The sequence below is a fragment of the Dietzia sp. oral taxon 368 genome (assembly GCF_002999155.1).
Classification (GTDB): domain Bacteria; phylum Actinomycetota; class Actinomycetes; order Mycobacteriales; family Mycobacteriaceae; genus Dietzia; species Dietzia cinnamea.
Window position 1 is genome coordinate 3,115,049 of sequence record NZ_CP027238.1, and the last position, 13,851, is coordinate 3,128,899.

Genomic DNA, 13,851 nt, shown 5'->3' on the forward strand with positions numbered 1-13,851 from the left:
CCGCTGGGTCGGGCCGGATTTGCGGACTACAGCGCGAGGCGGGCCCTGATGCTCTCGGCGATCCCCTCCGCGGTCAGGCCGGCCTCGGCGAGGATCTCGCTGCGGGAGCCGTGGTCGAGGAACTCCTGTGGGATGCCCAGTGCGAGGCGGTCGCCCCGAACGGCAGCGAGGTCAAGGCGTGCCGAGACCGCGGACCCGACCCCGCCGTGGAGTCCGTTGTCCTCGACCGTCACCACCAGGCGGCGGCCACGGGCGGACTCGACGATCGACGCCGGCACGGGGTAGACCCACCTCGGGTCGAGCACGTCCACGGAGATCCCCTCCGCCTCGAGGTCGCGGGCCGCGGCCGCGGCGGTCGCGACCATGGGGCCCACGGCCACCACCAGAACCTCGGCGTCACCCGGGCCGTGGACGCGGTCCACGCCGTCCTCGGAGGTGGCCAGGGCCGGGACGGGCTCGCCCACGGAGCCCTTGGGGAAGCGCACGACGGTGGGGCCGTCGTCGACGGCCACGGCCTCACGGAGCTCCTTGCGCAGGGTGAGCGCGTCGCGCGGCGCGGCCACCCGCACGCCGGGGACGATGCCGGTGAGCGACAGGTCCCACATCCCGTTGTGGCTGGCGCCGTCGGGGCCGGTCACGCCCGAACGGTCCAGCACCAGGGTCACGGGTTGACGGAGGAGGGCGACGTCCATGAGGAGCTGATCGAAGGCCCGGTTGAGGAAGGTCGAGTAGACGGCCACCACGGGATGCATCCCGCCCAGGGCAAGCCCGGACGCGGAGGCCACGGCGTGCTGCTCGGCGATGCCGACGTCGAACATCCGATCGGGGAACCGCTCGCCGAACGCCGCGAGCCCGGTGGGCCCGGCCATCGCGGCGGTGATCGCCACGACGTCGTCGCGCTCGCTGCCGATTGCGCAGAGCTCCTCCGAGAACACCGAGGTCCAGTCGACGGACGACGAGGTCGACAGCGGCTTGCCCGTCTCGGGGTCGATCACCCCGGTGGCGTGCATCTGATCGTCCTCGTTGTTCTCCGCGTGGACGTAGCCCATGCCCTTTCGGGTGACCACGTGAACCACCACGGGGCCCCCGAAATCCTTGGCGAGCCGGAGTGCCGCCTCGGTGGCGGCGAGGTTGTGCCCGTCGACCGGGCCCATGTACTTGAGCCCGAGGTCGGCGAACAGCTCCTGCGGGGACACGACGTCCTTGACGCCGGCCTTGATGCCGTGCAGCACCGAGTAGACCGCCTTGCCGACGACGTCCTTGCGGGCGGTCAGGGCGCTCTTCGTCCGATCCATCGCCTTCTCGTACGCGGGCTGCAGACGCAGCGCGCCCAGCCGCTCGGCGAGACCGCCGATCGTCGGCGAATACGATCGCCCGTTGTCGTTGACGACGATCACCATGGGCCGGTCCTTCGCGGCCGCGATGTTGTTGAGTGCCTCCCACGCCATACCGCCGGTCATCGCCCCGTCACCGATCACGGTGACGACGGTCCGGTCGCGCTCGTCGCGCAGCGCGAAGGCCTTGGCGAGCCCGTCCGCGTACGACAGTGACGCGGTGGCGTGCGACGATTCGACGATGTCGTGCTCGCTCTCCGCCCGGCACGGGTATCCGGAGAGGCCCCCGCGGGTGCGCAGGCCGTCGAAGCAATCCCGGCGCCCGGTGAGCATCTTGTGCACGTATGACTGGTGTCCGGTATCGAAGACGATGGGGTCGCGCGGAGAGTCGAACACGCGGTGCAGGGCGACCGTCAGCTCGACGACGCCCAGGTTGGGTCCGAGGTGCCCGCCCGTGGCAGCGACCTTGCGGATGAGGAACTCGCGGATCTCGCCGCACAACCGGCCCAACTCGTCGGGTCCGAGCCCCCTGAGGTCCGAGGGGCCGTTCACCTGATCGAGCACGCTCATTGCTGTCGACTGCCCCTTCCGTGTCCGACACCCCGATGGGTCGAATCGCCAGTCTACGGGCTGAGGGCCCGCCGGCTCGCCCGCGGTCGGTCGGTCGGCCGCCGACCGCCGTGGCGGTTCAGCGCCCGACCGGGGCATCCAGCACCGCGATACCCTCGACATGGTGGGTACCGGGGAACGCGGCGACGCCACGCAGGTCCGTCAGCGTCCACCCGGCCGCGACGAGCGCGCCGACGTCCCGGGCCAGACTCGCGGCGTCGCAACCGACGTGGACGATCCGTGACCGGGTCACCTCCGCCAGGCGCTGCATGACGGGGATGCCGGCGCCCCCGCGCGGCGGGTCGAGCACCACGACGTCGGGGGCCGGGTGGGCGCCGGCGTCCGCCGCGTGGTCCTCGAGGAAGGTCTCGACCCTCGAGCGCACCGTGTGCACTCCCGGGCCGGCCGCGGACGCCGTGTCCGGGTCGCCGGATCCGGAGGTGGTCGACACCGCCCCCAGCGAGGCCGAGGACGACTCCACCACCGTCACGTCCGCGCCCGGAACGGCCTCCCGCACGGCCGCGGCGAACAGTCCGGCGCCCCCGTAGAGGTCCCAGACGACGGGCTCGTCCGGAAGTCCCGGGGCCTGCGCCACGGCCGTGCGGACCGCCGACGCGTAGTGGGTCGCCGCGCTGCGGTGGGCCTGCCAGAAGGCCTCGGGGGGCAACCGCCACTCCCGCTCCCCCACGCGCCGCACGACGTCGGGTCCGCCGGTGACGAACTCCCAGTCCGCCGCCCGGGAGCGCCGCGCCCGGGCCCGGGTCGCGGCGGATCGACGCGCGCGCGAGCCCTGCCCGCGGGGCTCGTCACGCACCGCGGGCCGGTGGGCGACGTGGACCGTCCCGTCGTCACCGAGCAGCCCGAGGAGCTCGCGTCCGGGGCCCACGTCCGCGACGGTCACCGCGTCGAGAATGCGCGGATCGGGTTGGACGCAGGGCTCCATCACGAGGTCCCGCGACCGCGCCCGACGGACGCCGGGACGGCCATCCGGGCCGGTGACCCACCGGGCGACCGTGCGCCACCCTGTCGCGGTGGCGTCGCCCGCGGGGGCCTCGACCGGGATCTCGTCGGCGCGCGGGTCGATCCGGCCGATCCTGACTGCCTGCTCGGCGAGGATCCGGCCGGCGAAGCCGCGGGCCGCGGCGGGTTCGATGTGGCTCCAATCACAGCACCCGGCTCCGGCGGCGGCCGCCGGGCAGGCGGTCTCCACCCGGTGCGGGGACACGTCGATCACCGACTGCACGGTGCCGCGGCAGAAGGCGCGGCCCGGGTCGTCCTCGACCAGGACGTCGACCGTCTCCCCGGTGATGCCGCCACGGCAGAACACCACCCGTCCCTCGTGCCGGGCGACGAACTCACCGCCGTGCGCCGGGCCGGCCACCTCCAGCCGCAGGACGCGGCCCGTCCAGTCGGTCGTGTGCTCGTGTGTCATCTCGCCTCCGGTCCGCCCAAACGCCCGACGATCGGTTCATTGCGGGCCTGCTCCGCCCGGCCACGCGAGGACGACAGCTGCCACGGCACGCTGGTGACCATGACGCCACGCTCGTAGAGCAGGCGGGTCTTGAGGCGCAGCGCGCTCTGGTTGTGCAACAGCTGCTCCCACCAGTGGCCCACCACGTACTCCGGGATGTACACGATCACCACGTCCCGCGGCGACTGGTCCCGGAGCCGCTTGACGTAGTCCACGACCGGGCGGTTGATCTCACGGTACGGGGACTCGACGACCTTGAGCGGAACGGAGATGCCCCGGCTCTCCCACTCCCTGACGAGAGTGCGCGTCTCGGCGGTGTCGATGTTCACCGTCAGGGCCTCGATGGTGTCCGGGCGGGTCGCCCTGGCGTACGCGAGGGCCCGCAGGGTCGGCAGGTGCAGTTTGGAGACCAGGACGAGGCAGTGGGTGCGGCTGGGCAGCACGACCTCGCGGGAGGAGTCGTCCAGTTCACGCGCCACCGCGTCGTAGTGCCGGTGGATGAGCCTCATCACGCCGAAGACCGCCACCATGGCGAGGACGGCGATATAGGCGCCGGAGAAGAACTTGGTGGACATAACGATGACGAGGACACCCGAGGTGAGGCCGAACCCGACCGCGTTGACCGCCCGCGACCGGCGAGCCCGCCGACGCACCGCCGGGATCTCCTCGTGCTGCAGCCGCCGTGTCCAGTGGCGGACCATCCCGAGCTGGCCCAGCGTGAACGCCACGAAGACACCCACGATGTACAGCTGGATGAGGACCGTGACCCGGGCGTCGAACGCGATCACCAGCGCGATCGCCGCGATCGCCAGGAGCACGATGCCGTTGGAGAATGCGAGCCGGTCGCCGCGGGTGGCGAGCTGCCGGGGAAGGTACTTGTCGCGGGCCAGGACCGACGCCAGCACGGGGAAGCCGTTGAACGCGGTGTTGGCCGCCAGCACGAGGATGGTCGCGGTCACGACCATGACGACGTAGAACGCGATCGGCAGCCCGGCGAAGACCGGCTCCGCGAGCTGCGCGATCATCGTCTTCTGCTGATACCCCTCCGGGGCGCCGACGAGCTGGGTGGCCGGGTTCTCGGCGATACGGACCCCGAGCCTGCGCGCCAGCGCGATGAGGCCCAGCAGGAAAGAGACCGACAGCACGCCCAGGATCGTGAGGGTGATCGCCGCGTTGCGGGCGCGGGGCTTGCGGAAGGCCGGCACCCCGTTGTGGATGGCCTCGACACCGGTGAGCGCGGCGCAGCCCGAGGCGAAGGACTTGGCCACGACGAACGCCAGCGCCAGGCCGGTCACCTCGGCGCCCTCCGCGGGGACGAGGTCGAACCCCGCCGACTCCGCGCGCAGGTCGCGGCCGAGGACCTCGACCTGCACCAGGCCCCACACGATGAGCGCGATCATGGACGCGAGGAACGCGTAGACGGGCACCGCGAACATCGCCCCGGACTCCCGGATCCCCCGGAGGTTGAGCGCGGCGAGTCCTGCGATCGCGAGTACGGCGAAGAAGACGGCGTGGGACTGCACGAACGGGATGGCCGAGCCGATGTTCGCCGCCGCGGCGGAGATCGAGACGGCGACCGTGAGGACGTAGTCGATGAGCAGCGCCGCACCGACCCCGAGGCCGGCGCGGGGACCGAGGTTGACCGTGGCCACCTCGTAGTCACCGCCCCCCGACGGGTAGGCGTGGACGTTCTGCCGGTAACAGGCGATGACGACGACCATGACGAACGCGACCGCCACCCCGACCCACGGGGTGAACGCGATCGCCGACATCCCGGCGATCGACAGCACGAGGAAGATCTCCTGCGGGGCGTAGGCCACCGACGACAACGCGTCGGAGGCGAACACCGGCAGGGCTATCCGTTTGCGCAGGCGCATCGTGCCGATGGTGTCGCTGCGGAAGGGGCGCCCCACCAACAGGCGCTTGGCTCCCACGGAGACCCTGGAGATCCTGGACACCGACACATCGTAGGACCCGCGCGCCGCGGCGGACAGCATCCGCGGATGTGAGTAGCGTGACGTCCCTGGGGCACGAGGGTGCGCCGTGAGGAGTGGGACTCGCGATGAGGGTCGTCGTCATGGGCTGTGGCCGCGTCGGGGCGGCGTTGTCCGCCGAGCTCGACGCCGCCGGCCACGCGGTGGTGGTGATCGACCGCGACCCCGCGGCCTTCGCCCGACTGCCCGAACGGTTCGGCGGTCAGACCGTCACCGGCCAGGGCTTCGACAGAGCGGTGCTCACCGACGCCGGACTCGTCGGCGCCGACGCGTTCGCCGCCGTGTCCTCCGGGGACAACTCCAACATCATCGCGGCCCGTGTGGCCCGCGAGACCTTCGGTGTCGAGCGCGTGATCGCCCGCATCTACGACGCCGGTCGCGCCGAGGTCTACGAACGTCTGGGCATCCCGACCGTCACCACCGTCCCCTGGGCGACCGGCCGGCTCGTCCGGTACGTCACCGCCGGGACGAGTCCGGTGGAGTGGCGAGACCAGACCGACAGGGTCTCCCTCGTGGCCCTCGACGCACCGCCGGGATGGGTGGGCCTGCCCGTCGACCGGCTCGCCGCGGAGGTCGGTGGGCGCGTCGCCGCGGTCACCCGCTTCGGCGAATGCCGCATCCCGGACGAGGACACGCTCGTCCAGTCCGACGACGTCGTCCACCTCACCCTGCCCTCGGAGGCGGTGCGCGGCCTGGAGGACCTGCTGCAGCGAGGCCCCTCCGATGCCTGACCCGACTCCCGACCCCACCGTCGACGACTACGCCGACGGCTCCGGCCTGCTCGCCGACGCCCCGTCCCGGGCGTTCCGCACCAGCTCGATGCGGATCGTCGTGGCCGGCGCCGGGGTCGTCGGACGGTCCATCGCCCGGGAACTGCTCGCGGGCGGCCACACGGTGACCCTGATCGACAAGCGTCCCAGCGTGTTCTCCGCCGACCCGGTCGAGGACGCCGACCAGCAGGTCGGTGACGCGTGCGAGCTCAGCGTCCTCGAGCGGCTCCGTATCGAGGAGGCCGACGTCGTCGTCGCCGCGACCGGGGACGACAAGGCCAATCTGGTGGTGAGCCTGCTCGCCAAGACGGAGTTCGCGGTCGCCCGCGTCGTGGCCCGGGTCAACGACCCCCGCAACGAGTGGCTCTTCGACGACCGCTGGGGGGTCGACGTGGCGGTCTCCACCCCCCGACTCATCGTCTCGGTCGTCGAGGAGGCGGTGTCCGTCGGCGACGTCGTCCGGCTCATGACGCTGCGTCGCGGCGGCGCGAACCTCGTCAGCGTGACCCTGCCCCCGCAGACCCCACTGGCCGGGCGCCCCGTGTCCCGCGTTCGGATCCCCCGCGACGCCGCGCTCGTGGCGATCCTGCGAGGAGGGCGGGTGATCGTCCCCGAGCCCGACGTGCCCTTCGAGCCCGGTGACGAACTGCTCGTGGTGGCCCCCGAGGCGGTCGAGGCCGACGTCAGCGAGGCGATCCTGGGGGGTTGACCGTCACGGCGATCTCCCGCCCGTAGTCCCAGCCCGGCGCCAGGGGCAGGTCGTCCCCGCTCCAGAACCTCCCCGGGTCGTACCAACTGGCGTCCCCGGCGGGCCGGAGCACGCTCATCGCCTCCAGGGTCAGGCCCACGACCTCCGCGCAGTAGGCCGCCTCCATGCGCATCGCGGGACCGGGCGAGACCCGCCCGCGCCGCGGGATCAGGTCCAGGAGCCGGCCGCCGCCCACCTCGTCGTCGTCCCCCGACGCCACCCCCGGCCTCCCGGCCACGACTCCGCCCGACGACCGCCGGCCCCGCAACGCCCAGCGTCCCCGCGCCCACCGCGCGGTGAGGCGACCCGCCGACGGGAACGACACGCCGTCCAGGCGCGCGATCGTCTCCAACAGCGCCTCCTCCTGCTCCGTCCCGACCTCCCGTGAGATCTGCCGGAACCACGCCCGCTGCCCGTACGGGCCCGTCCACTGACGCACCGCGGCCTCGAGGTCGTGCAACTGCACCCCCCGCTGGCGGCGGCCCGTCCACACGTCCGGCAGCGCCCTGCCCATCTCCGCGTGCCACAGCAGGGGCGGCATGTCCTCGAGCACCACCGCGACCCCCACGTGGTTGACCGGCGCGTTGGTCAGCGTCTGGATGAGCCGGTCCGCCGTCGTCCGGCCGCGGAACAGCCACAGGTCCCCGGTGCGTGTACGGTCGGCGGCCGCGGCCAGGGGCACGGTGTCGATGTCCATGGGGCGATCCTGCCAGGGCGGCCGGGCCGGTCGGCCTAGGCTCGACCACATGGCTCCCCGGGGACGACAGTGGCTCAAGATGATCGGTGCGGCCGGACTGGCGGGTGTCGCCGCCTCCGGGATCCTCGCCGCCCGGTCCGAACGACGCCGCCGCTCCTATGAGCCGGACGAGATCCGCGAACGACTCCACGAGCGCTACACGCGTATCCAGGCCCGGCGCGACGCCGCCGGCGGCTGACGACGCCGCCGACGACTGCCGACGCCGTCCGGCCGACGCGGCCCGTGTGCCGATATCCTGGCGGGCACCATGCCCTCGTCCACCTCAGCCCCACCCGAGCTCCGCCGGGCCCGCCACGATCTGCTCGTCCGGCTCGACGAGGTCGGCACCCTCGACGCGCACCGGCTCCGCCCCCGGATCCGCCGGGCCCGCGCCGACCAACTCGACGACCTGGCCCGCCGCGTCGACGAGGCCGCCGAGCGCGTCCGGCGGCGCGCCGAGGCGATCCCGGCCCCCGAGTACCCCGAGCAGCTCCCCGTCAGCGCGCGCAAGGACGAGATCGCGGAGGCCATCCGCGAGAACCAGGTGGTCGTGATCGCCGGTGAGACCGGCTCGGGCAAGACCACCCAGATCCCCAAGATCTGCCTCGAACTCGGGCGCGGCGTGCGCGGGATGATCGGCCACACCCAACCGCGGCGCCTCGCCGCCCGGTCCGTGGCCGAGAGGATCGCGGACGAACTCGGCGTGGAGATCGGCGGCCCCGTCGGCTCCGCCGTGCGCTTCGACGACCGCACCGGACCCGACACCTCGGTCAAGCTCATGACCGACGGCGTCCTGCTCGCGGAGATCCGCCGCGACCGGCTGCTCCGCGCCTACGACACGATCATCATCGACGAGGCACACGAACGCAGTCTCAACATCGACTTCCTCCTGGGCTACCTCAAGCAGATTCTCCCGAGGCGCCCGGACCTCAAGCTCATCATCACCTCCGCGACCATCGACCCCGAACGGTTCGCCCGCCACTTCGCGGGCCCCGACGGTCGCCCCGCCCCGGTCATCGAGGTCTCCGGACGCACCTTCCCCGTGGAGATCCGCTACCGGCCGCTCCAGGTCGAGCACGGGGACCGGGTGATCGACCTCGACCCCCTCGACGCGCTCGCCGACGCCGTGGCGGAACTGCTGCGCGAGGACGACGGCGATGTTCTGGTCTTCCTCTCGGGCGAGCGTGAGATCCGCGACGCCGAGGAGGTGCTGCGTGGCCGGAAATTCCGCAACACGGAGATCTTCCCGCTGTTCGCGCGCCTCACCGCCGCGGAGCAGCAGCGCGCCTTCCGCGCCCACTCCACCCGCCGGGTGGTGCTGTCGACCAACATCGCCGAGACCTCGGTGACCGTCCCCGGCATCCGCTACGTCGTCGACACCGGACTGGCGCGCATCTCGCGGTACTCCACCCGTACCAAGGTCCAGCGACTTCCGATCGAACCGATCTCCCAGGCCTCCGCCGCGCAGCGCGCGGGCCGCTGCGGTCGCGTGGCCGACGGCATCTGCATCCGCCTGTACTCGGAGGCGGACTTCGAGGCGCGGCCGGAGTTCACCGACCCCGAGATCCTGCGCACCAACCTCGCCTCCGTGATCCTGTCTATGGCGGATCTCGATCTCGGTCCCGTCGACGACTTCCCCTTCGTCGAGCCGCCGGACCGCAAGGCGGTCCGTGACGGCATGACCCTGCTCACCGAGCTGGGAGCGCTGAGGGTCGACGACGACGAGCGCCCTCACCTGACCGAGGTGGGCCGCGACATGGCCGCACTCCCCCTCGACCCGCGACTGGCCCGGATGGTGGTGGAGGGCCACCGCAACGGGGCGCTGGGTGACGTGCTCGTGGTGGTCGCCGCCCTCACCGTGCAGGACGTCCGGGAGCGGCCCGCCGAGGAGCGGGACAAGGCCGACCAGTTCCATCGTCGCTTCACCGACAAGACGTCCGATTTCCTGGGCCACCTCAACCTCTGGCGCTACCTCACCGAGCAGCGCCGCGAGCTCTCCGGCAGCGCGTTCCGCAAGATGTGCAAGGCGGAGTACCTGCACTGGCTCCGGATCCGCGAATGGCAGGACCTCAACACCCAACTGCGGAGCATGTGCCGCGAACGCGGCTGGCACCCGCCGTCCGGCCAGGCGTCCGAGGACGATCTGCACAAGGCGATCCTCACGGGCCTGCTCACCAATGTCGGCATGCGCGACGAGGACGCCCGCGAGTTCCGCGGAACCCGCGGCATCCGATTCCAGGTCTTCCCCGGCTCGGACCTGGCCCGGAAGCCACCCCGGTGGGTCATGGCTTCCGAGCTCGTAGAGACCTCACGGCTGTGGGCCCGCGACGTGGCGCGCATCGACCCCGCGTGGATCGAGCAGCTCGGCGGCCACCTCACCCGCACCCAGTACTCCGAACCACACTGGTCGGACGCCCGCGGCGCCGCCATGGCCTACGAGAAGGTCCTCCTGCTGGGCCTGACCGTCGTGGAGGCGCGCCGAGTGCTGCTGTCCCGGGTGGACACTCCCCTGGCGCGGGAAATGCTCGTCCGACACGGGATCGTCGAGGGCCGACTCGACACGCGCGTCCCGGTCATCCGCGAGAACGCCGAGGCCGTGGCGCAGGCGAGGGAGTTGGAGACCCGCAGCCGTCGCCGTGACCTGGTGATCGACGACGAGGCCCTGGTCGCGTTCTACCTCGAGCGGCTCCCCGGCGACATCACCTCCGGCCGTCACCTCGAGTCATGGTGGAAGAAGCGCGGCCACCGCGACCCGGACTCGATCCGGCTGACCCCCGCCGACATCCGGACCTCGGAGGCCGCCCCCGACGCGGGGGACTTCCCGCCGTTCTGGCAGCAGGGCGACCGACGATTCGAGCTGCGCTACGAGTTCGATCCGGGTGTCGCCGCCGACGGCATCACCGTCCGAATCCCGCTGCCTCAGCTGTCCTCGGTGACCACGGCCGGTTTCGAGTGGCTGGTCCCCGGTCTCCGCGAAGAGCTCTACACGGAGATGCTGCGCACCCTCCCCAAGTACCTCCGGCGGCTCTGCTCGCCGCCCGCGGAATACGCCGCCCTGCTCGCCCGGGACGTCACCCCGCGTTCGGCTCCTCTGCCGGTGGCCCTGGCACAGGCGCTGTCCGCCCGGATCGGCACGACGGTCGACCCCCGTGAGTTCGACCCCACGAAGCTCCCCGATCACCTGCGGACGCGGTTCGAGGTGGTCGACGGCGAGACGGTCGTCGCATCCGGGACCGACCTCGGGGCGCTGCGGACGCGTCTGCGGGACAAGGTGCGCGACACCCTCAACACCCGGCTCGTGCCGGACGACGGGCCGTTCCGACAGTGGAGTGCCGACACCATCGGGGATCTCGCCCCGTCGGTCACCGGCACGGTGGACGGCGTCGAGGTGACGGTCTACCCCGCCCTGCGCGTCGATGCGGACGGCATCCACCGGGTCGCGTGCGCGACGGAGGAGGAACGCCGGACCAGGCAGGCGTCGGCGGTACTCACACTGATCTCCACCGACCTCGTCTCCGCCTCGTCGATCCTGCGCGGCCGACCGGTCAAGCAGCGCCTGGCGCTGACCCAGTACCCGCACGGGGGCGTCGAGGCGTTGGTCTCGGACGCCGCGTTGGCTGCCTGCGGACGGATCATCGCCCGCCGCAAGGGCGCTCCGGTACTGACGGTCGCGGACTTCACCGAGCTGCGGAACGCCGCCAGGGCCGAGGTACCGGGGGCCGTGGCGTCGACGATCTCGGCGGCGGTACCGGCCCTGGTCTCGGCCCAGCGGGTGTTCGCGCGCGTGGCGGAGGTCCCGGCGGAGATCGCCGAAGCGGTGTCCCCGTCACTCGAATTCCTCGTGGGCAAGGGGTTCCTGGCGCGTCATCCGGTCGATGTCCTGCCACACCTGGAGCGCCATGTGAAGGCGGTCGGCGTCCGGCTCGACATGGCGGAGACGACTCCCGATCGGCACCGGCAGCTGACGGCGAGGTTGGCCCGGTCGGAGGAGACGGTGGAGGAGGCGTGCGCGGCCCTGCGCCGGCGACCGGGTGGCGCGCGCGCGTCACGCGAGCTGCGGTGGCTGCTGGCCGAGTACAGGGTGGGGCTGTTCGCGCAGTCCCTGGGTACGGCCCGCCCGGTTTCGGCCGAGCGGATCGAGAAGGCGGTGGCGTCGGCGCTCGCGCCCCGGGCCCGGCGCTGACCGCTCGCGTCGGCGGCTCGGGGCGGGCGCCGGCCGCCGCGGTGACTGAGCGGACTCAGCGGCTCGTGCGGCGGTCTTTCAGTGCGATGATCTCTCGTTCGAAGTCGTCGGCCGAACTGAACTGCTTGTAAACGGAGGCGAAGCGGAGGTAGGCGACTTCGTCGAGGTCCTGGAGGGGTCCGAGGATCGCGAGCCCGATCTCGTGTGCGGGCACCTCGGAGGCGCCACGTGCGCGGACGGCGTCCTCGACCTGCTGGGCGAGACGCCGTAGGGCGTCCTCGTCGACGGAGCGGCCCTGGCAGGCCCGGCGGACTCCGCGGACCACCTTATCGCGGCTGAAAGCCTCGGTGACGCCGTTGCGTTTGAGGACTGTCAGCAGAGGCGTCTCGAGCGTGGTGAAGCGGTGCCCGCATTCGGGGCACTCTCGGCGGCGCCGGATCGCCTGCCCCTCGTCGACCGACCGTGAATCGATCACCCGGGAGTCCTCGTTGTGGCATGTAGGGCAGTACATTCCCGTGTGGCCCTTCGTCGACCGGACTGCGCGCCTCCCGGGTCGTGGCCCACGGGACGCGGGGACGATTGACCACCGTCCCCGGCTCATTCTAGGAGGCCCGGGTGCCTGTCACGCGTAGGCGGGCCCGCCGAGGAACGCCACGGCCAGGAGCATGATCACCCCGAAGACGATGCCGCAGGCCAGAAGTGCCCACGCGGGCACGTCGTCGACGACACAGGCCGGGGCCGGTGCCTCGATGCGGCAGGCGCGCACTTGATCGGCCGACACCGGACGGGTCCTGTCGGCCAGCCTCGGGGTGGGCATCCGCGAGGCCGTCGGCGCCAGGGCGGGGCGGCGGTCTGCGGGCGCGCCACGGCGGGGCGCGGCGGCGTCGTGCCGACCCACCGGCCGTGCGCCGGGCCGGGTCACGCCGCGTCCGCGAGTCCGCGGATCCGCGGCCGGGTTGGCGTTGACGCCGTGATCCACGCGGTGCATCGAAGCGCGGTGCTCCGCCGGGCAGATCTCCGTCCACCGCACCGTGGAGTCGGTGTGCGAGTGCAGCTCCAGAACGGTCATGTCCACTCCCTGCTCGATACGATGTGCGAAAGGCGTTCGCACATCCGTATGGATTGCTCAGTACATCTGTTCGAATTTGAACACGTCTAGAGTTGTATCACGCGACTCCGACACGATCACCATTCCGCGGTGAAATTCTTCGAACGTGTGTGTGGCGATCCCCGTTCCGGGGTTATAGGGTGTACACAGATGACGACGTCGAACATCCATTCGCCGAAGGGACCCGCCATGCCGAAGCCCGACTTCGACTCACTGACAGACCGCCAGAAGAGTGTGTTGCTGCACATCCACGACACGGTCAAGGAGCGCGGCTACCCCCCGAGCATCCGCGAGATCGGTGACGCCGTGGGACTGCAGTCGACATCGTCGGTCGCCCATCAGTTACGAACTCTGGAGAAGAAGGGCTTCCTGACCCGGGACCCGCACAAGCCGCGCGCGGTCGACGTGCACGGTGTCCCGGGGCAGAAGACCCGCGGTCGCCGGTCCCCGACCAGCGAGGTCCGTCGCCCTAGCGGGGCGGTCGAGCCCGTCTATGTCCCGGTCCTCGGTCGGATCGCGGCGGGTGGACCCATCCTCGCCGAGCAGGCCGTGGAGGAGGTCTTCCCCCTCCCGTCCGACCTCGTCGGGTCCGGAGATCTGTTCATGCTCCGGGTCGTCGGTGAGTCGATGATCGACGCGGCGATCTGCGACGGCGACTACGTCGTGGTGCGGCGGCAGAACGTCGCGGACAACGGCGAGATCGTCGCCGCGATGATCGACGGCGAGGCGACCGTGAAAACGTTCCGCAAGGACTCCTCCGGGGTCTGGTTGCTGCCCCACAACCCGTCCTTCAGTCCCATCCCGGGCGAGCACGCCACGATCCTCGGCAAGGTCGTGACGGTGTTCCGAAAGCTCTGAGCCGCGCTCGATGACGAGAACGCCGCCTGTCCCACGATCG

The 13,851-nt window shown here is 71.7% G+C and carries 11 protein-coding genes; 5 read left to right on the forward strand and 6 right to left on the reverse strand.

The genetic code is table 11. The annotated features are described in order from the left end of the window. Positions 1–26: 26 nt before the first annotated feature. The 3 genes from dxs to C3V38_RS14575 form a co-directional block, all read right to left on the reverse strand. On the reverse strand, positions 27–1,904 hold the full coding sequence (gene dxs / locus C3V38_RS14565; protein ID WP_106386138.1) for a 1-deoxy-D-xylulose-5-phosphate synthase: 1,878 nt from the start codon (positions 1,902–1,904) through the stop codon (positions 27–29). Positions 1,905–2,022: 118 nt separating this feature from the next. After that, positions 2,023–3,375, reverse strand: a complete 1,353-nt coding sequence (locus C3V38_RS14570; protein ID WP_106386139.1) for a class I SAM-dependent RNA methyltransferase — start codon at positions 3,373–3,375, stop codon at positions 2,023–2,025. Continuing rightward, the gene (locus C3V38_RS14575) at positions 3,372–5,411 is read right to left on the reverse strand and encodes an APC family permease (RefSeq protein WP_106386140.1); all 2,040 of its coding nucleotides are present in this window, start codon (positions 5,409–5,411) and stop codon (positions 3,372–3,374) included. Before C3V38_RS14575 ends, C3V38_RS14570 begins: the two co-directional genes overlap by 4 nt. 65 nt (positions 5,412–5,476) lie before the next feature. Here C3V38_RS14575 and C3V38_RS14580 point away from each other — a divergent pair, with 65 nt between their 5' ends. Together C3V38_RS14580 and C3V38_RS14585 are read left to right on the forward strand one after the other, a co-directional pair. After that, positions 5,477–6,139: a TrkA family potassium uptake protein gene (locus C3V38_RS14580; protein WP_061227709.1), complete on the forward strand. Its 663-nt coding sequence runs from the start codon at positions 5,477–5,479 to the stop codon at positions 6,137–6,139. 88 nt (positions 6,140–6,227) lie between these two features. After that, entirely contained in the window at positions 6,228–6,887 is a 660-nt protein-coding gene (locus C3V38_RS14585) for a TrkA family potassium uptake protein (protein WP_061227793.1), read from the forward strand. On the opposite strand, the gene C3V38_RS14590 is transcribed toward C3V38_RS14585, so the two are convergent. Next, a complete protein-coding gene (locus C3V38_RS14590; protein ID WP_106386141.1) occupies positions 6,862–7,623 on the reverse strand; it encodes a hypothetical protein in 762 nt (253 codons plus the stop codon). The two genes, C3V38_RS14585 and C3V38_RS14590, sit on opposite strands and share 26 nt — an antisense overlap. A gap of 49 nt (positions 7,624–7,672) precedes the next feature. On the opposite strand from C3V38_RS14590, the gene C3V38_RS14595 reads away from it, so the two are divergent. After that, positions 7,673–7,861, forward strand: coding sequence for a hypothetical protein (locus C3V38_RS14595; protein WP_043566144.1), 189 nt, complete (start codon positions 7,673–7,675; stop codon positions 7,859–7,861). Between the two features lie 69 nt (positions 7,862–7,930). Beyond that, positions 7,931–11,845, forward strand: a complete 3,915-nt coding sequence (gene hrpA, locus C3V38_RS14600; RefSeq protein WP_106386142.1) for an ATP-dependent RNA helicase HrpA — start codon at positions 7,931–7,933, stop codon at positions 11,843–11,845. 55 nt (positions 11,846–11,900) lie between these two features. Here hrpA and nrdR read toward each other — a convergent pair whose 3' ends face one another. Next, entirely contained in the window at positions 11,901–12,356 is a 456-nt protein-coding gene (gene nrdR / locus C3V38_RS14605; protein ID WP_106386143.1) for a transcriptional regulator NrdR, read from the reverse strand. Positions 12,357–12,467: 111 nt separating this feature from the next. Beyond that, positions 12,468–12,914, reverse strand: coding sequence for a hypothetical protein (locus C3V38_RS14610; protein WP_129591200.1), 447 nt, complete (start codon positions 12,912–12,914; stop codon positions 12,468–12,470). A gap of 228 nt (positions 12,915–13,142) precedes the next feature. Between C3V38_RS14610 and lexA the strand changes: the two genes are divergently transcribed. Continuing rightward, positions 13,143–13,811, forward strand: a complete 669-nt coding sequence (gene lexA, locus C3V38_RS14615; protein WP_106386145.1) for a transcriptional repressor LexA — start codon at positions 13,143–13,145, stop codon at positions 13,809–13,811. Positions 13,812–13,851 lie beyond the last annotated feature (40 nt).